Origin of the sequence: Stappia sp. (genome assembly GCF_048261845.1) — a bacterium.
GTDB lineage: Bacteria > Pseudomonadota > Alphaproteobacteria > Rhizobiales > Stappiaceae > Stappia.
The window spans coordinates 16034-34064 of sequence record NZ_JBLXFR010000024.1; the positions used below are offsets into that span (position 1 = coordinate 16034).

The window sequence follows — 18031 nt, forward strand, 5'->3', positions numbered from 1 at the left end:
GAACCCTCGCCAAAGGGCGATCGCGGCTTGCGTCCGTCTTCCGGTTCTCCTCTCGAAGAGTTTCCCGAACCGCACGGATGCGCAAGACGGCATCGTTGCGAAGGCGGGCAAGACTGCCGCTCCCGCGAGCAGCCGTGCATCGTCGGTCGTCGGCGGATCGACAAGGCGATTCCTGCCTATTTCTTGTTCATGATGCATAGTGTTTAATCAGCACAAACCGGCAGTCCGTTAGCCGGGGCGGAGAATTCCGGGTAAACTGCCCGAATTACAGGCTCTTTTTTCGGCAGGCAAAGTTGGCACGCCGCGTGCTACTGAGGAGTTGGCACAGGCCCGGAACGGTCGGCATTTCGAAACAGAAACGACGCGAAGTGGCGGAGGCGATGAAGAAAATCGAGGCAATTATCAAGCCGTTCAAGCTCGATGAGGTCAAGGAAGCGCTCCAGGAGGTCGGTCTCCAGGGCATCACCGTGACGGAGGCCAAGGGTTTCGGTCGCCAGAAGGGCCACACCGAACTCTACCGCGGCGCCGAATACGTGGTCGACTTTCTCCCCAAGGTGAAGGTCGAGATCGTGCTCACCGACGATCTGGTGGACAAGGCCGTCGAGGCGATCCGCAACGCCGCCCAGACCGGCCGCATCGGCGATGGCAAGATCTTCGTATCCACCGTCGAGGAAGCGGTCCGCATTCGTACCGGCGAGACCGGCACCGACGCAATCTGACCCGTGCGCGAGAAACGGACCGAGTGGACGCCATCCAGGCAGGGCCACCCCGTCTCTCGTGAACGAAAACACTGACACCCAAGGAAAACAGGGAAGCTATAGATGACGAGCGCCAGCGATATTCTGAAGGAAATCAAGGAAAAGGACATCAAGTTTGTCGACCTGCGGTTCACCGACCCGCGCGGCAAGCTGCAGCATGTCACGATGGATGCCGGCCTCGTTGACGAGGACATGTTCGCCGAGGGCGTCGCCTTCGACGGATCCTCCATCGCCGGCTGGAAGGCGATCAACGAGTCTGACATGACATTGATCCTCGATCCCGAGTCGGTCCATGTTGATCCGTTCTTTGCCCAGTCGACCATCGCCATCGTTTGCGACATCATCGACCCGATCTCGGGCGAGGCTTACAACCGCGACCCGCGCACGACCGCCAAGAAGGCCGAGGCCTACATGAGCTCGCTCGGCATCGGCGACACCGTCTTCGTCGGTCCGGAAGCCGAATTCTTCGTCTTCGACGACGTCCGTTTCTCGGCAGACCCGTACAACACCGGCTTCCGCGTCGACAGCATGGAACTGCCGTCGAACATGGGCTCGGAATACGAGACGGGCAATCTCGGCCACCGTCCGCGCACCAAGGGCGGCTACTTCCCGGTCCCGCCGATCGACAGCTGCCAGGACATCCGCTCGGAGATGCTGACCGTCCTGACCGAGATGGGCGTCACCGTCGAGAAGCACCACCACGAGGTGGCCGCTGCCCAGCACGAGCTCGGCATCAAGTTCGACACTCTGACCCGCAACGCCGACAAGATGCAGATCTACAAGTATGTCGTGCACCAGGTCGCCCATGCCTATGGCAAGACGGCGACGTTCATGCCCAAGCCGGTCTTCGGTGACAACGGCACCGGCATGCACGTGCACCAGTCGATCTGGAAGGACGGCAAGCCCGTCTTCGCCGGCAACCAGTATGCGGATCTCTCCGAGACCTGCCTGCACTACATCGGCGGCATCCTGAAGCATGCCAAGGCGCTGAACGCCTTCACCAACCCGTCGACCAACTCCTACAAGCGCCTGGTCCCGGGCTACGAGGCTCCGGTCCTGCTCGCCTACTCGTCGCGCAACCGTTCGGCTTCCTGCCGCATCCCCTTCACGTCCTCGCCGAAGGCGAAGCGTGTCGAGGTTCGCTTCCCGGATCCCTCGGCAAACCCGTACCTGTGCTTCGCCACCCTGCTGATGGCCGGCCTCGACGGCATCAAGAACAAGATCCATCCGGGCGACGCGATGGACAAGAACCTCTACGACCTGCCGCCGGAGGAGCTGAAGGAAATCCCGACCGTCGCCGCCTCGCTGCGCGAAGCCCTGGAAGCCCTCGACGCCGACCGCGACTTCCTGAAGGCCGGCGGCGTCATGGACGACGACCAGATCGACGCCTATATCGAGCTGAAGATGGAAGAGAACATGCGTTACGAGATGACGCCGCATCCGGTCGAGTACGACATGTACTACTCGGTCTGATCCGCGCGCCTCTCGGCAACGCGATCTCCGGGGCCTTCCAAGCCCCGCACGAACCCCCGGCCCTCGGCCGGGGGTTTTTCTTTGGCCGCTGCCTTAAACCAGCGCCAGGACCCGGCTCGGTCCGCCGGTCGCGCCCTTGATCTTCGGCGCTCCGACGACCAGCGTCGCCCCCTTGGCCGGCACCTCGTCGAGCCCGGCAACGCATTCGAGCCCCCAGCGCCCGGACGGCAGCCACGTGTAATGCGTGTCGAAGGTCTTCGACGCGCCATGGTCGAGCGACAGCGTGTCGGAGGCCATTCCGACCAAGCCCTTCTCCATCATGTAGAGGCACGCTTCCTTGGAAAAGCCGGGGAAATGCATTGCCCCGTCCGCATCCGCGTTGCGGTACTTCTCGCTCGCCACATGGGCGGCCCAGCCGGAATTCATGGCAACGCATCCGCCGGACGGCAGGTCGCCATGGGCCGCCTCATAGGCCTTCAGGTCCTCCACCGAGAGTTGGTAATCCGCATCGGCCGCGGCCTTCTCCCGGACATCGACCACGGCAAGCGGCACGACCAGCTGCTCCATGGTGAGTTCGTCGGCGGACGCGCCGTCGGCGGAAAAATGCAGCGGTGCATCAAGATGCGTTCCCGTGTGTTCCGCCAGATGCCACGTGTACATGTTGAAGCCGTCCTTGGCGAACTCCGCCGTGCGCTCCATCTGCAATTGCGGCTTGCCGAAGAAGGTCGGAAAATCCTCCCCCAGCGCGTGGGTGAGATCGACGGCCCGCGTGAAGGACACATCCGCCGCCTGTGCGGCGCGCGGCGGGGGAAAGGCGGTGAAGACGGCCGCGCCCGCCGCCGCTCCCGCGACGCCCTTGAACAGGCCGCGCCGGCTCAGACGGCGCGCCACGACTTCCTGACAACCCGGAACACACATGCTTTTCCCCTCTCGATTGCGATAGGTACGACAAGCATCCTAGGCTGTGCGGGGCCAGCGTTGCAATTGGGTCACCTGCACGCGACAACGCGCCCGCCACCCCTTGCGCGAACCGTCGTTTCCCGCCATTGATCCGCCCATGTTGCAGATCACCGACCTCACCTACCGCATTGCCGGACGCACGCTGATGGAGCGGGCGAGCGTCATGCTGCCGACCGGCGCCAAGACCGGCTTCATCGGCCGCAACGGCGCGGGCAAATCCACCCTGTTTCGCCTGATCACCGGTGAAAGCACTCCCGAGAGCGGCGAGATCCGCATGCCCAAGGGCCTGCGCATCGGCGGGGTCGCCCAGGAGGCGCCCGGCACCGAGGAGACGCTGCTGGAGGTGGTTCTTGCCGCCGACACGGAGCGCGCCCTGCTGCTTGCGGAAGCCGAAACCGCCAGCGATCCGCTGCGCATCGCCGAGATCCACACCCGGCTCGCCGACATCGATGCCCACACGGCGGAAGCGCGCGCCGCGCGCATTCTCGCCGGCCTCGGCTTCGACGCCGAGGCGCAGGCCCGTCCCTGCTCCGCCTTTTCCGGTGGCTGGCGGATGCGTGTCGCGCTCGCCGCCGTGCTCTTTTCCGAGCCCGACCTGCTGCTGCTCGACGAGCCCACCAACTATCTCGATCTCGAAGGCACGCTGTGGCTGGAAAGCTACATCGCACGCTATCCGCACCAGGTGCTGCTGATCAGCCACGACCGCGACCTGCTCAACAAGGCCGTCGATTCGATCGTTCATCTCGACCAGCTGAAACTGACCTTCTACCGCGGCGGCTTCGACAGCTTCGACAGGCAGCGCCGCGAGGCCCTGATGCTTCAGGAAAAGAGCCGCGAGAAGCAGGAGGCCCAGCGCAAGCACATGCAGGCCTTCGTCGACCGTTTCCGTGCCAAGGCATCGAAGGCCCGCCAGGCCCAGTCGCGACTGAAGATGCTGGAGAAGATGGAGCCGATCGCCGCCATCGTGGAAACCGACGCCCTGCCCATCTCCTTCCCCGACCCGGACGGCCGGCTGGCGCCGCCGATCGTGCGCATGGAAAACGTCTCGGTCGGCTACGGCGACACGACGGTGCTCTCGCGCCTGTCGCTCAACATCGACAATGACGACCGCATCGCCCTGCTCGGCTCGAACGGCAACGGCAAGTCGACCTTCGCCAAGCTCGTCGCCGGCCGGCTGGAAAAGAAGTCCGGCGAGACCACCAAGGCCTCGAAGCTGAAGGTCGCCTTCTTCGCCCAGCACCAGCTCGACGAGTTGATGCCGGCCGAGAGCCCCGTCGCCCATGTGCGCCGCCTGATGCCGAGCGCGCCGGAAGCCAAGGTGCGCGCCCGCGTCGCCCGCTTCGGCCTGCCGACAAGCCGCATGGACACGCCCGCCAAGGACCTCTCGGGCGGCGAGAAGGCGCGTCTCCTGCTGGGTCTGGCGACCTTCGAGGGACCGCATCTGCTGATCCTCGACGAGCCGACCAACCATCTCGACATCGAAAGCCGCGAAGCACTGATCCAGGCGGTCAACGCCTTCGATGGCGCCGTCATCCTGATCAGCCACGACCGGCATCTGGTCGAGACCTGTGCCGACCGGCTCTGGCTCGTCGCCGATGGTGGCGTCCAGTCCTTCGACGGCGACATGGAGGACTATCGCCGGCTGGTGCTGAAGCGCGACAAGGGCGAGCGCAACGGCAAGAAGGGCGCGCCTGCCGCCAAGATCCAGGCGGCGGCCTCAAGCGAGACGCCGCAAGGCGATCCGGAGCGGCGGCGCGGGACGGCGGAACGCCGGGCCCGTCTTGCTCCGCTGCGCAAGGAGGTCCAGGCCGCCGAAAAGGAAATCGCGAGGCTGCAAGACAAGATCGGCAAGCTCGACGCTGCCCTTGCCGATCCGGACTTTTTTCTCAAGGATGCCGAACGCGCGACCAAATTCGCCAAGGAGCGAGCCTATCTCGAAAAGAAACTGGTTCGCACCGAAGAGCTCTGGCTCGAACTGTCTGCCGAGCTGGAAGGCACCTGACACCAGCAACGGGAGCCGGTAATGGCACCTTCGCGACTGACGACGATCGGTTTCGACGCCGATGACACGCTCTGGCACAACGAGCGCTTCTACAAGCTGACGCAGGAACGGTTCGCCGGACTTCTTGCCGCCTACAGCGAACCGGAAAGCCTGGAGGAGCGCTTGTTGGCGGCGGAACGGCGCAACCTCCGGCATTACGGTTACGGCATCAAGGGCTTTACCCTGTCGATGATCGAGACGGCCATCGAGGTGACCGACGGCACGCTGCCGGCCTCCGTGATCGGAGAGATCCTTGAAGCCGGCCGCGACATGCTCTCGCATCCGATCGAGACACTCCCCCACGTGAAGGAAACCCTCAGCGCACTGGCGGGCGACTTCCGGCTTGTGCTGATCACCAAGGGCGACCTGTTCGACCAGGAGCGCAAGATCGCCGCATCCGGCCTTGGCGAGCATTTCCACGCGGTGGAGATCGTGCCTGACAAAACGCGCGATACCTATGAAACCCTGTTCGCGCGCCATGGCGACGGCGCGGAGCGGGCGATGATGGTCGGCAACTCCCTGAAATCCGACATCCTGCCGGCGCTTGAGGCGGGCAGCCATGCGGTTCACGTGCCCTATGAACTGACCTGGGCGCTTGAACATGCCAACGAGCCCGTCGCCCATGACCGCTTCCACCAGGTCGCGCATCTGGGCGAACTGAATGGCATCCTTGCCGGGATGCAATAGGCGGGATCCCAATCGTCTGCGAAAGTCTTCGGCCTCAGCCCTCGCGTTGCCAGACCTGGCGCACATGCGGAATCACCCGCTCGCCTTTTCGGATCTCATAGGCGAACGTCTCCTGGCAGGTGAGGCCCAGTCCGGCGAAGCGGCCGAGTTCCGACGGCGTCAGCGGCCAGGGCGGTCCGTCCGGCGAACTGTCCTCGGCCGTCGTGCGCGTCAGGACCAGCAACCGGCCGCCCGGCGCGACGAGCCGGGCAATGGCGGCGAAGCCCTCCTCCCGCATGTCCCCGTGCAAGGCCTGAAGCGTGTAGCATTCGTGGACGAGATCGAAGGCGCCGATCCAGTCGCGCGGCAGATTGAACATGTCCGCTGCACGGTAATCGACACGGGTTTGCTCGAAACGCGCCTTTGCCCATTCGATGGCCTTTGGCGACAGGTCGAACGCCGTGGTCTTGTAGCCGGCACCCGCAATGGCCTCCGCGTTGTCGCCGAGGCCGCACCCCACATCGACGGCCCGCAGTCCCTTGCCGGGATGCGCGGCCAGCCACGCCACAAGCTCCGCTTTCGGCGCGAGATCCGCCCAGGGGACGGCGGCAGGGTCGCCATCGGCCGTCTGGTAGACCGCATCGAACCACGCGGACCGGTCCGCCTTGTCGCCGCCCTTCGCCCCGAACAATCCGTCGAGGCGCGCGCGCGCCGCACCGCGCCGATGCAGGAAGCCCTCGTCTCCCGGAGCGCTGCTCATGCCTTCTTCTCCCAGCGGCCGTTCTCGGCCTGCTGCCAGTAGGTGAGTTCGTGCCCGGCCGCCTTCATCGCCTTCCAGTGCGCCCGTGCATCGGCAAGCGCCTCCGGATCATGGCCGTCGAACAGGAAGACCCCGCGTTCATAGGACGACAGGTCGGGCGGCGCGGCACGGTCGACGAGAAACCGCACGCTCGCCGCGTTCGGGTTCTCCGGCCCGTCGGTCAGGTAGACGGGCTGCGCCTCTGCATGGCCATCTGCCGTGGTGCCATGCGGGAGGAACGCATCGTCACGATAGGTCCACAGCAGCGAATCAATCGCCTCGCACCGCTCCCGTGAACCGGCCTGCACGACACAGCGCCAGCCCCGGGCGAGACTTTTCTCCAGCAGGCCCGGCAGCACTTCTTCGAGCGGCTTGATCATCAGGTGATAGAACAGGACCTCCGTCATCGCTCCAATCCCCTTGTCGAAGAACGCCTTCTTTCCCCGTCGCAACACCCTCCGCGCCCCCGCCCTGCGGCAAGCTTGCAACAGTTCGCGCGGGAAGTGACGCAGCGACGGACAGCGGCTTTGATTTGCAAAGGATTCACGATTAACGGTTTCCCAACTTCGGCCCGGCAGATTCACGACCGGGCTGGACCCGGCATCGCTGCCGTTTTCCGCAACCCGCGACGATCGCCTCGACTGTGGTCACGATCACATCCGTGACACACGCCGCAGGCTAGCATCCGGGACAGTGGCAAGACGGTAGAAAAGTCGAGATGCCGGGGCAACGGGAGACATTTGATGGCTTTGCGGATTGTGTTGTTTTTCGGTCTGGTGCTCGGTCTTGCCGGCGTCACGACGGCCATGGGCACTGTGGTGAGCGAACCGGCCGGTTCCTGCGCGGCCTACAAGACCTGCTGATCCGGAAAGGCGCCTGCTTTCGGCACGCGTCCCGGCCAGGATACGAACAGACAGAGCAGCCCGCCCTTCCGGCGGGTTTTTTGTATCCGGCAAGCCCCCTTTCGGAAAAGGGGGCGGGAAGGAGCAAGGCCCCTTCCCGCATCGACCGTCAGCCTTCGTAGTGGTCGCGCACCAGGCGGTCGAGCAGCCGCACGCCGTAACCCGACGCCCAGCCCTTGCTGATCTCCGTCTTCGGGCTGCTCATCGCGGTGCCCGCGACGTCGATATGCACCCACGGCACGTCGTTGACGAAGCGTTGCAGGAACTGCGCCGCCGTGATCGAGCCGGCAAGCCGTCCTCCGGTATTCTTCATGTCGGCATTGGGCGTGTCGATCAGCTTGTCGTATTCCGCCGACAGCGGCAGCCGCCAGACCCGTTCCTCGGTTGCAAGGCCCGCGTCGGCAAGGCGTCCGGCCAGTTCGTCGTCGTTGGAGAAGATGCCGGCATGCTGGCTGCCGAGCGCAATCAGCACCGCGCCGGTCAGCGTCGCCAGGTTGATCATGAAGGCCGGCTTGAACCGGTCCTGCGTGTACCAGAGCGCGTCGGCCAGCACCAGACGGCCTTCCGCGTCGGTGTTGATGATCTCGATCGTCGCGCCCGACATCGCCGTCACGATGTCGCCCGGGCGCTGCGCCTTGCCGTCCGGCATGTTCTCCACAAGGCCGATGACGCCGACGGCGTTGACCTTGGCCTTGCGGGCCGCCAGTGCGTGCATCAGGCCGGTGACGGCCGCCGCACCGCCCATGTCGCCCTTCATGTCTTCCATCGAGGCGGCCGGCTTGATCGAGATGCCGCCCGTGTCGAAGACGACGCCCTTGCCGACGAATGCCACCGGCGCGGCATCCTTCTTGCCGCCGTTCCAGCGCATGATGACCATGCGCGGCGGGCTGTCGGATCCCTGCGCGACGCCCAGCAGCGCGTCCATCTTGAGCTTCTTCATCGCCTTTTCGTCAAGCACCTCGATCTCGACACCGAGCCCGGCGAGATCGCTGGCGCGCTTCGCGAATTCAAGCGTCGTCAGCACGTTGGCCGGCTCGTTGACCAGGTCACGGGCAAGCAGCGTGCCGTCGCTGACGGCATCGGCGTCCGCCCATGCCTTCTTCGCGGCCTTTGTATCGCCGGTCATGAGCGTGACCTTGGCCGCCGATTTCGGCTTGTCGTCGTCATCCTTGCGGCTCTTGTAGCGGTCGAACGTATAGGCGCGCAGCTTCACGCCCATCGCGAACGCCGCCGCCATGACCGGAGCAACCTCGCCCTCTGCCGTTTCCAGCACCATCTCGGCCGCCTTCGCCTTGCCGATGGCACCCATGGCGACGCCGCCGAGCGCGGCCCAGTCGTTCTCGCCAAGCTCCGAGACCGCCCCGGCCTTGCCAAGGCCGATGACCACAAGCCGGTCGAGACCGGTGCCGGCCGGTGCCAGCAGGTCCAGTACGGTTTTCGACTTTCCGGAAAAACCGGCCGCGTCGGCTGCGCGCTTAACGAGGGCCTCGATGCCGTCGCCGATCGTGCCGGCGGTTTTGCCGAGGGTCAGGGCATCGTCGGCGAAGACAACGGCCACGCCTTTTTCAGGGGCGGCCAGCTTTGCGAAGGAGATCTTGGGGAGCAAGGTTGAAACCTCTTGTCTGAGGAAAAAGGAGAGTCACCGGCGCCGTGCCGCCCGCGCGTCCGACCGGCGGGAAGCCGTCGGATGGCGGCGGAGACCGCACAACGCGGCCGACCGGCGGGATTTGCGACCCAACCGGCGCGTTCCCGCCATACAATGGTACCAGTTTCGCCCGCGGGCAAGCCGGCGGCAAACCCGTCACGCTGTTAATTTCTGCTTAACCCTTTTTCTTCTTGGAGTATTTACCTAAACTCGCGCCTAATCGGGCTCAGTGGCCAAGCAGGCCGCCGATGCACCGGCGCAGGCCTCGCTTGCCGATTCCTACAACCGGGCCATCGGCCATTAGCGGCACAGCACGACACGGACCTGATGACCACCTTCGAGCGTTACGTCTTCCGGCGCCTGGCAGCCGTCTTTCTGGTGACGCTGACAGCACTTGCAGGCGTCGTCTGGGCGACGCAGGCCCTGCGCCAGCTCGATCTGGTAACCGCAAAGGGCCAGACCATCGTCCAGTTCGTCGGCATGACCATGCTGGCAATGCCGTTCCTGGTGCTGGCAATCGCGCCTTTCGCGCTGCTGATCGCACTGATCGTCGTGCTCAACACCCTTTCCAACGACAGCGAACTCATCGTCATCAATGCCTCGGGCGCCTCGCGTTCCGTACTCCTGCGCCCGGTCCTGTGCTTCGCTGCCGCCGTCAGCCTCCTGTGCGCGGCCCTGTCGCTTGTTCTGGCGCCAGCCGGACTTGCCGCACTCCGTGACGAGATCACCCAGGTGCGGGTCGATCTTGTTGCCAACATCGTCCGCCCCGGCCGCTTCATCGGCATCGAGGACGGCCTCACCTTCCACATCCGCAACCGGGGCGGCGAAGGCCAGCTCGACGGCCTGCTGATGCATGACGAGCGGGCCGAGGACACCATTTTCACCTATGAGGCCGCGCGCGGCCAGATCGTCGAGGCCGCCGGCCGAACGTTGCTGGTGATGCAGGACGGCACGATCCAGCGGCGCACGCGTGCCAATGGCAGCATCTCGATCGTCCGCTTCCAGTCCTACGCTTTCGACCTGTCGAGCATGGTGCCGACCGGCACGGTGTCCACCTACAAGTCGAGCGAGCGTTCCACTCTGGACCTGCTTGCCCCCGACGACAGCGACACCTACGCGGCCGACAACCAGAGCCGCCTCGTGGCGGAACTGCACGACCGACTCAGTCAGCCGCTCTATCCGCTCGCCTTTGCCCTGATCGTCTACCTGTTTGCCGGCGAGCCAAAGACGACGCGGCAGAACCGGCACCTCTCGATCCTTGCGGCGCTGGTCCTGGCGATCCTGCTGCGCACGGCCGGTTTCGGCGTCCTCACGCTCGTTCCCGGGCTGCCTGCCGCCCGTTTCGCGCTCTATCTGGTTCCGCTCGCCGCCATCGCGGTCGCGGCCTGGGCGATTGCCGTCTCCCGCAGGCCGCGCTGGATGAGCGCCCTTGCGGTGACCGGGGAACGGCTGGTCGAACAGGTCGAGCATCTCGTCTCGCGGCTGCAGCGCCGCCAGCATGGCGGAGCCGCCTGACATGCTCGCCGCCGCACGCTCCGGTCGTACCCTTGCCATCTATCTGGCCGCGCGCTTTCTTGTCGCGATCAGCGGACTGTTCCTGCTCGCAGCTGTCCTGATCTTCGTCTTCGACGCGCTGGAACTGCTGCGCCGGGCCAGCGATCAGGAAGGCGCAAGCCTTGCCCGCATCGGCCTCATATCGCTCCTCAGGGTGCCTCAGTTGATGGAGCAGGTGCTCCCCTTCGCCGTCCTGTTCGGCGCCATCACGGCCTTTCTCGGGCTCAGCCGCAAGCTGGAACTGGTGGTGGCGCGCGCCGCCGGCGTCTCCGTCTGGCAGTTCACGGCCCCCGCACTGGCTGTCGGCATCCTCATCGGCATCGCGGCCGTGCTGGTCTACAACCCGCTCGCGGTGGTCCTTCGCACCCAGTCGGACGAGATCGCCTCGGGCCTGTTCGGCCGCGAACAGAACTTCCTGCTGCAGACCACGGGCGACATATGGCTGCGCCAGGACGGCATCGACGGCGAATCGGTCCTCCACGCCAAGCAGATCCTCGACAACGGCGAACGGTTGCTCGGCGTCACGGTCTTCACCTTCGACAGGAAGGGATCCTTCGTCGAGCGCATCGAGGCGCGCGAGGCCTTCCTCGCCGACCAGTCCTGGCGACTTTCCAACGGAACCGTCTACTCAACCAGCGGCGATCCTCGCGCGTTCACGTCCTATTCGGTGTCCACCTACCTGACGCCGACGGAGGTCCGCGAGAGCATCGCGGCCCCCGAATCCATCGGATTCTGGGACCTGCCGCGTGTGATCGAATTGTCACAGCGCGCGGGTTTACCGGCATATCGTTATTCACTTCAATATCAGACACTTCTGGCCAGACCGGCGCTTTTGGCCGCAATGGTGCTGATCGCCGCCTGCGTTTCCCTGAGGGTTTCGCGGATGGGGGGTGTCGGCCGCCTGATTCTGGGTGGAATCCTTGCCGGGTTCGTGCTTTACGTTCTGTCGGAATTGGGCAAGGACCTCGGCGGTGCGGGAATCGTGCCCCCGGTCCTTGCCGCGTGGGCACCTGGAGTGTTTGGAGTCTTGATGGGGATCACGATCCTCCTTCACCTGGAGGACGGCTAATGAACTTGGCCGTTCCTGCAAGCGTTGCCGAATTGCCGCGCCGCCTGTCCGTAACGGACGCGGCGCGTGGGCATGCGCGCATGCGTACCCGCATGCGCGCGGCAATGCTTGCCGGCACCGTCCTGTCCGGAACGCTCCTCGTTGCCCTTGCCGCCCTGCCCTTCCACGCGGTTCCCGCCGCCGCGCAAGCGGATCTCGTCAACACGCTCGCCAGCCAGGTCGATCCCGCCGATCCGCTGCTGCTTGAGGCCGACGAACTGCGATACGATTTCGACCGGGACGTGATCTCGGCTGTCGGCAATGTGCAGATCTACTACGGCGGCAACACGGTTGAAGCGGATCGCGTCGACTTCGACCGGCGCAATGGCCGGCTGCGCGCCGATGGCAATGTCCGGCTGACGGAACCGGACGGCAACGTGCTGCGTGCCGGTTCCATGGACCTTTCCGAGGACCTGCGCGACGGCTTCGCTTCCGCCTTGCAGCTCGACACGCCCGAGCGCACCCGCTTTCTGGCCGACAGCGCCAGGCGCGAGGACGGCAACCGCACGACCTTCGAGAACGGGCTCTACACGGTCTACACCAAGCCCCGGAACCCGCCGGAAAAGCCGCCCCTGTGGCGCATCCGTGCGCAGACCATCGTGCACAACCAGCAGGAACGGACGATCGAGTTCGAGAAGGCCTCGCTCGAGTTCTTCGGTCGCTCGCTGGTCCATCTGCCCTACCTGTCGATGCCCGACCCCAGCGTGAAGCGGAAGTCCGGCTTCCTCATCCCTTCGGGCGTCTACGGCGACCGGGTCGGCGTCGGCGTGCGCATACCCTACTACCTGGCATTGGGCGAAACATACGACCTCTTGCTGTCGGCGACGCCGCTGACGAAGCAGGGCGTGCTCAGCCAGGCCGAGTGGCGCCAGAAACTCATCAACGGTTCCTATTCGATCCATGTCGGCGGCCTCGTCCAGGCCCAGCCGGGCGAATACACGACCTCGAGTGGCAATCGCCGGTTCCGTGGCGTCGTCGCCTCCAAGGGCGAATTTGATATCAACGAGCGCTGGAAATGGGGGTGGGACGCGTCCTGGCGAACCGACCGGTCCTTCCTCGCCGACTACAGTTTCACCAATTTCGGCAATGCGGCCGACGTGTCGCAGATCTACCTTACCGGGCAGAGCGAGCGAAACCGCTTCGACCTGCGAAGCTACGCGTTCCGCATCTCGCAGGAGGACTACACTGCAACTGCCGGCTTCGACGCACCGGGCTTCATTCCGGTCGGCAGCCGCTTGCAGGACAAGCAGCCCTTCGTCCATCCGGTTCTCGATTACAACTACATCTTCGATGACCCGATCGCGGGCGGCGAGCTGTCCTTCACCGGCAACCTGACCAGCCTGACGCGCGACCAGACCGATGCGATCCAGGTCGGCACCACCACCCGGTTCCGCGGTGTCGAGGGTACCTTCACCCGGACCAGCCTGCGCGCCGACTGGCGTTCCACGGTGATAGACCCGCTCGGACAGGTGTTCACACCCTTCGCCTATGTGAAGGGCGACCTCTACTTCCTGTCCTCGCAGGACAAGAATGTCGCCGCGCTGACCGACGAATCCTTTGTCGGCCGCATCATGCCGGCGGTCGGCATCGACTACCGCTTCCCCTTCATCGGCACGTTCGACGGCGGCAACCAGATCATCGAGCCTGTCGCGCAGGTCATCGTCCGCCCCAACGAGGGACGCATCGGCGAGTTGCCGAACGAGGACGCGCAAAGCATCGTCTTCGATTCCACCACTCTCTTCGAGTATGACAAGTTCTCCGGTTTCGACCGCAGCGAGGGCGGCACACGCGCCAATATCGGCCTGAAATACAGCCTGCAGTTCGATGAAGGCTTCAATGTCAGCGCGCTGTTCGGCCGGTCGTTCCACATGGGTGGCACCAACTCCTTCAAGACCGCCGACATTCTCGATGCGACCAGCAGTTCAGGCCTCGAGACGAATTACAGCGACTATGTCGGCAGCCTCTATTTCGACAGCCGTCAGGGCCTGCGTGTCGGCGCACAGGCGCGCTTCGACCACCAGGATTTCTCGATCCGCCGCGGCCAGATCGAAGCAACCGGCATCTATGGGCCGCTGACCGGCAACCTCGCCTATGCCTATCTGTCGGCTCAGCCCAATCTCGGCATCACCACGCCGCGCGAGGAAGTGATCGGATCCGCCAGCCTGAGACTGCAGGAGAACTGGCGCCTCTTCGGATCGGTACGCTACGATCTGCAGCGCAAGAACATGGTGCGCGACAGCTTCGGCATCGGCTATGACGACGAAGGCTTCTCCGTCTCGCTCGCCTATGCCGAGGATCGCAGTCGCAACAATGGCCAGACCACGGACCGGTTGTTCTTTTTCCGCTTCGGCCTGCGGACGCTTGGCGACACGCAGTTCTCGACCAACGGCGACAATTAGGCCCGACGGAATTTGGCCGTTTTCTGGTGCGAAAGCAGGGATGACGGTGAACGAACCGGGATGCCGGAGAGCGCATGCACACGCTCGCCGGACTTGCGCGTGAACCGACGAGCGACACGCATGACCCGGCGGCTTGGAGCCCCGGATGACGCACACGGTTCCGCGAGAAGCGACGACAGGGGGAACGGAATGACTGGAAAGCGCTGGATGCTCGCCACTCTGGCGATGCTGTTCGCAGCGAGTGTTGCGGGCGCACCCGTGGCAGCGCAGACCGCCATCAAGGTGATCGTCAACAACAAGCCCATCACCACCTACGACATCAAGCAGCGCGCCGGCCTGCTGCGCCTGACCACCGGTCGCGGCGGCTCCGGGACGACCCGTCAGGCGATGGAAGAACTCGTCAACGACGCGCTGAAGAAGCAGGAAGCCGAGCGCGCCGGTCTGAATGTTTCCAAGGCCGAGGTCGACGAGGCCTATGCCACGCTCGCCAGCCGGGTCAAGCTCTCGCCCAGCCGCCTCACCCAGGTGCTTCGCCAGTCGGGCATCAATCCCGATACGCTCCGTTCCAGACTGGAAAGCGAGATTGCATGGACGCAGGTCCTGCGGGCGCGGTTCCAGCAGGAAGTGCGCATCGCCGAAGCGGATGTCGTCGCCGCCCTTCGGAAGAAGGACGACGAGGACACCAACACGAGCATGGAATACCGGGTCCAGGGTATCGTCGTCGTCGTGCCCGCCAAGTCCTCGGCCGGCACCAAGGCGCAGCGACGCCGCGAGGCCGACCAGTACCGCTCCCAGTTCACCTCCTGCAACGAAGCCGAGACGCTGGCCCGCCAGTACCGGGAAATCGTCGTGCTGCCGATCAAGACGCGGCTGGAAACCGAGCTTCCCGGCGAATTGAAGAAGGAGCTCGACAAGACCGCGGTCGGCAAGGTCACGGCGCCGCAGACCACGTCGAACGGCTATGAGATGTTCGCGCTCTGCGACAAGCAGGAGATCGCGAGCAACGTCGCCGCGCGTACGGCGATCGAGGACGAGTTGCGTGACAAGGAGGGGCAGCAGCTCAGCCGGCGCTATCTGCGCGAGCTCCGCCGTCGCGCCATCATCGATTACCGCTAGACGGTCCGGATGCGTACCAGTCTTCTTCCGCTGGCGGTGACCATGGGCGAACCGGGCGGCATCGGGCCCGATACCCTGCTTGCCGCCTGGCGCGACCGTGTCGCGCGGGAATTGCCGCCGTTCTACGTTCTGGCGGATCCGGCCTTCCTGGCCGCGCGTGCCGGCCGGCTGGGCCTGAGCGTGCCGCTCGCCGAACTGACGCCCGGAGAGGCGCTGGAGGCTTTCGCTGACTACCTCCCCGTCGTGCCCCTCGGGACAACCGTCACCGACACGCCGGGAACAGCCGATCCGGCGAATGCCACCTCGGTGATTGCCTCGATCGAGCGCGCCGTCAGCGATGTGATGAGCGGAGCTGCGGCCGGCGTCGTCACCAATCCGATCAACAAGAAATCGCTCTACGACGCGGGGTTCAAGCATCCCGGCCACACCGAGTTTCTTGGCGAACTGGCACGGCGTTCCGGAGACGGTGACCACGAACCGGTGATGCTGCTCGCCGGGCCGGACCTGCTTGTCGTGCCGGTGACCATTCACATCCCGCTGTCGCAGGTCCCGGCAACGCTGACGAGCGAACTGATCGTCCGCACCGCGCGCATCGTGCACCGCGACCTGGTGCGCCGTTTCCGCATCGAGAAACCGCGCCTGGCCATCGCCGGGCTGAACCCGCATGCGGGCGAAGGCGGCGCGATCGGCCACGAGGATGTCGAGGTAATCATGCCGGCGGTCGCGGAACTGCGCGCGGAGGGAATCGATGCCACCGGCCCCCTGCCCGCGGACACGATGTTCCATGCCGAAGCCCGCAAGAACTATGATTGCGCCCTCGCCATGTATCACGACCAGGCGCTGATCCCGGCCAAGACGCTGGCCTTCCACGAGGCGGTCAACGCCACGCTGGGGCTGCCCTTCGTGCGCACCTCGCCCGACCACGGCACCGCCCTCGACATCGCCGCGAAGGGCACGGCCCGCCCCGACAGCCTGTCGGCCGCCATTCGCCTTGCCGCCGTTCTGGCCGATCCAGACCTCGTGTGATGAGCCAGATCGACACGCTGCCGCCATTGCGCGACGTCATTCGCGATCATGACCTTCAGGCCCGCAAGTCGCTTGGCCAGAACTTCCTGCTCGACCTGAACCTGACATTGAAGGTCGCCCGCACCGCCGGCGAATTGTCCGGCACGACCGTGCTGGAAGTCGGCCCCGGACCGGGCGGCCTGACCCGTGCCCTGCTGGTGGCCGGTGCGCAGCGGGTGGTTGCCGTCGAGAAGGATCCGCGCTGCCTGCCGGCGCTGGAGCAGATCGCCGCGCACTATCCGGGCCGGCTGGAAATCGTTCAGGGTGACGCGCTCGCCCTGTCGCTGCCGGAGATCGCCGCCGGAGGCCCGCTGAAGATCGTCGCCAACCTGCCCTACAATGTCGGCACCCAGCTCCTGATCGACTGGATCACGGGCCGCGACTGGCCGCCCGTCTGGCAGTCCCTGACGCTGATGTTCCAGAAGGAAGTCGCAGAGCGGATCGTCGCGCCGCCCGGCAGCAAGGCCTATGGCCGGCTTGGCGTGCTTGCCGGCTGGCGCTGTCATGCAACGCTTGCCTTCGAGGTCGGGGCGAAGGCTTTCACGCCGCCGCCGAAGGTGACCTCCGCGATCGTCCACCTGACGCCGCGCGCCTCTCCCCTTGCCTGCGATCTCAAGGCGCTGGAAAAACTCACCGCCGCCGCCTTCGGCCAGCGTCGCAAGATGCTCCGCGCCAGCCTCAAGCCGCTCGCGAGCGACGCCGAGGACCGCATCCGGAGTGTGGGGATCGAACCGACGGAACGGGCCGAGCAGCTTTCCATCGAGGAATTCGTGGCGCTTGCCAACGCTTTCGCAGAACCCTGAGAGAGCCGAACGGCACGCCCGCGACCGGGTTCGACAGGCTCAGTCCTCGCCGGTCTCGCGCTTCAGGTCCTCGACCATCCCCTCGATGAACGACCCGATTGCCGGACTGCGCTCACGCCGCAACCGTTCCGCCCTGAGGATCGAACGGGCGCCGTCATAGGCGCGTTGCAGGTCGTCATTGATGATCACGTAATCGTATTCGTCCCAGTGCTTCATCTCGCCAACCGCCGTCTTCAGTCGGCGCTGGATGACGTCTTCCGCATCCTCGGCCCGCCGGTGCAGGCGCGACTTCATCTCGGCGATGGAGGGGGGCAGAATGAACAGCGAGACAACATCCGGGCGCACCGCTTCGTAAAGCTGGAAGGTGCCCTGGATGTCGATGTCGAACAGCACGTCCTGGCCGCGTCCGAGCGCCTCCTCGACCGGGTCGCGCGGCGTGCCGTAGTAATTGCCGTGCACCTCCGCCCATTCCAGAAGCTCGCCGCGATCCCGCATCTGTTCGAAACGCTCGCGGCTGATGAAATGGTAGTGCACGCCGTCGATCTCGCTCGACCGGCGTGACCGCGTCGTCACCGACACGGAGAGCTTCAGATTGGTCTCCTGGTCGAGCAACTGGCGGGCGATGGTCGATTTGCCCGCGCCCGATGGCGAGGAGAGCACCAGCATCAGCCCGCGCCGGCGCGCCTCGGCCTCCTCGGAGGTCACCACCGTTCCGCTTGTCGCTGTCGTCATGACACTCCGT

At 65.2% G+C, this 18031-nt stretch carries 15 protein-coding genes; 10 read left to right on the plus strand and 5 right to left on the minus strand.

What is annotated here, in order from left to right:
* The first annotated feature begins 380 nt into the window (after positions 1–380).
* Both ACN0T5_RS11705 and glnA read left to right on the plus strand, forming a co-directional pair.
* On the plus strand, positions 381–719 hold the full coding sequence (locus ACN0T5_RS11705; protein ID WP_186389296.1) for a P-II family nitrogen regulator: 339 nt from the start codon (positions 381–383) through the stop codon (positions 717–719).
* Between the two features lie 102 nt (positions 720–821).
* A complete protein-coding gene (gene glnA, locus ACN0T5_RS11710; RefSeq protein ID WP_417768784.1) occupies positions 822–2231 on the plus strand; it encodes a type I glutamate--ammonia ligase in 1410 nt (469 codons plus the stop codon).
* A 93-nt stretch (positions 2232–2324) separates the two neighbouring features.
* Here the strand turns inward: glnA and ACN0T5_RS11715 are convergent, their stop codons facing one another.
* Positions 2325–3149, minus strand: coding sequence for a cyclase family protein (locus tag ACN0T5_RS11715; protein WP_417768785.1), 825 nt, complete (start codon positions 3147–3149; stop codon positions 2325–2327).
* A 139-nt stretch (positions 3150–3288) separates the two neighbouring features.
* Between ACN0T5_RS11715 and ACN0T5_RS11720 the strand changes: the two genes are divergently transcribed.
* Entirely contained in the window at positions 3289–5193 is a 1905-nt protein-coding gene (locus ACN0T5_RS11720; protein WP_417768786.1) for an ABC-F family ATP-binding cassette domain-containing protein, read from the plus strand.
* Positions 5194–5214: 21 nt separating this feature from the next.
* A complete protein-coding gene (locus tag ACN0T5_RS11725) occupies positions 5215–5919 on the plus strand; it encodes an HAD family hydrolase (protein ID WP_417768787.1) in 705 nt (234 codons plus the stop codon).
* Between the two features lie 34 nt (positions 5920–5953).
* Here ACN0T5_RS11725 and ACN0T5_RS11730 read toward each other — a convergent pair whose 3' ends face one another.
* From ACN0T5_RS11730 to ACN0T5_RS11740, 3 genes are all read right to left on the minus strand, one after another.
* On the minus strand, positions 5954–6658 hold the full coding sequence (locus ACN0T5_RS11730) for a class I SAM-dependent methyltransferase (protein WP_417768788.1): 705 nt from the start codon (positions 6656–6658) through the stop codon (positions 5954–5956).
* The gene (locus tag ACN0T5_RS11735) at positions 6655–7104 is read right to left on the minus strand and encodes a DNA polymerase III subunit chi (RefSeq protein WP_417768789.1); all 450 of its coding nucleotides are present in this window, start codon (positions 7102–7104) and stop codon (positions 6655–6657) included. The genes ACN0T5_RS11730 and ACN0T5_RS11735 overlap by 4 nt, the downstream gene beginning before the upstream one ends.
* A 604-nt stretch (positions 7105–7708) precedes the next feature.
* Entirely contained in the window at positions 7709–9205 is a 1497-nt protein-coding gene (locus tag ACN0T5_RS11740; protein WP_417768790.1) for a leucyl aminopeptidase, read from the minus strand.
* Between the two features lie 366 nt (positions 9206–9571).
* Between ACN0T5_RS11740 and lptF the strand changes: the two genes are divergently transcribed.
* The 6 genes from lptF (at position 9572) to rsmA (ending at position 17289) form a co-directional block, all read left to right on the plus strand.
* The gene (gene lptF, locus ACN0T5_RS11745) at positions 9572–10759 is read left to right on the plus strand and encodes an LPS export ABC transporter permease LptF (protein ID WP_417768791.1); all 1188 of its coding nucleotides are present in this window, start codon (positions 9572–9574) and stop codon (positions 10757–10759) included.
* A gap of 1 nt (position 10760) precedes the next feature.
* Entirely contained in the window at positions 10761–11867 is a 1107-nt protein-coding gene (gene lptG, locus ACN0T5_RS11750) for an LPS export ABC transporter permease LptG (protein ID WP_417768792.1), read from the plus strand.
* Positions 11867–14305: an LPS-assembly protein LptD gene (locus tag ACN0T5_RS11755; protein WP_417768793.1), complete on the plus strand. Its 2439-nt coding sequence runs from the start codon at positions 11867–11869 to the stop codon at positions 14303–14305. The genes lptG and ACN0T5_RS11755 overlap by 1 nt, the downstream gene beginning before the upstream one ends.
* Before the next feature lie 189 nt (positions 14306–14494).
* Positions 14495–15421 carry a SurA N-terminal domain-containing protein gene (locus tag ACN0T5_RS11760; protein ID WP_417768794.1) on the plus strand — a complete coding sequence of 309 codons (927 nt, stop codon included), beginning with the start codon at positions 14495–14497 and terminating at the stop codon, positions 15419–15421.
* Between the two features lie 9 nt (positions 15422–15430).
* Positions 15431–16447, plus strand: a complete 1017-nt coding sequence (gene pdxA / locus ACN0T5_RS11765) for a 4-hydroxythreonine-4-phosphate dehydrogenase PdxA (RefSeq protein WP_417768795.1) — start codon at positions 15431–15433, stop codon at positions 16445–16447.
* The gene (gene rsmA / locus ACN0T5_RS11770) at positions 16447–17289 is read left to right on the plus strand and encodes a 16S rRNA (adenine(1518)-N(6)/adenine(1519)-N(6))-dimethyltransferase RsmA (RefSeq protein WP_417768796.1); all 843 of its coding nucleotides are present in this window, start codon (positions 16447–16449) and stop codon (positions 17287–17289) included. The genes pdxA and rsmA overlap by 1 nt, the downstream gene beginning before the upstream one ends.
* A 39-nt stretch (positions 17290–17328) precedes the next feature.
* Here rsmA and gmk read toward each other — a convergent pair whose 3' ends face one another.
* On the minus strand, positions 17329–18021 hold the full coding sequence (gmk, locus tag ACN0T5_RS11775) for a guanylate kinase (RefSeq protein ID WP_417768797.1): 693 nt from the start codon (positions 18019–18021) through the stop codon (positions 17329–17331).
* Between the last annotated feature and the right edge of the window lie 10 nt (positions 18022–18031).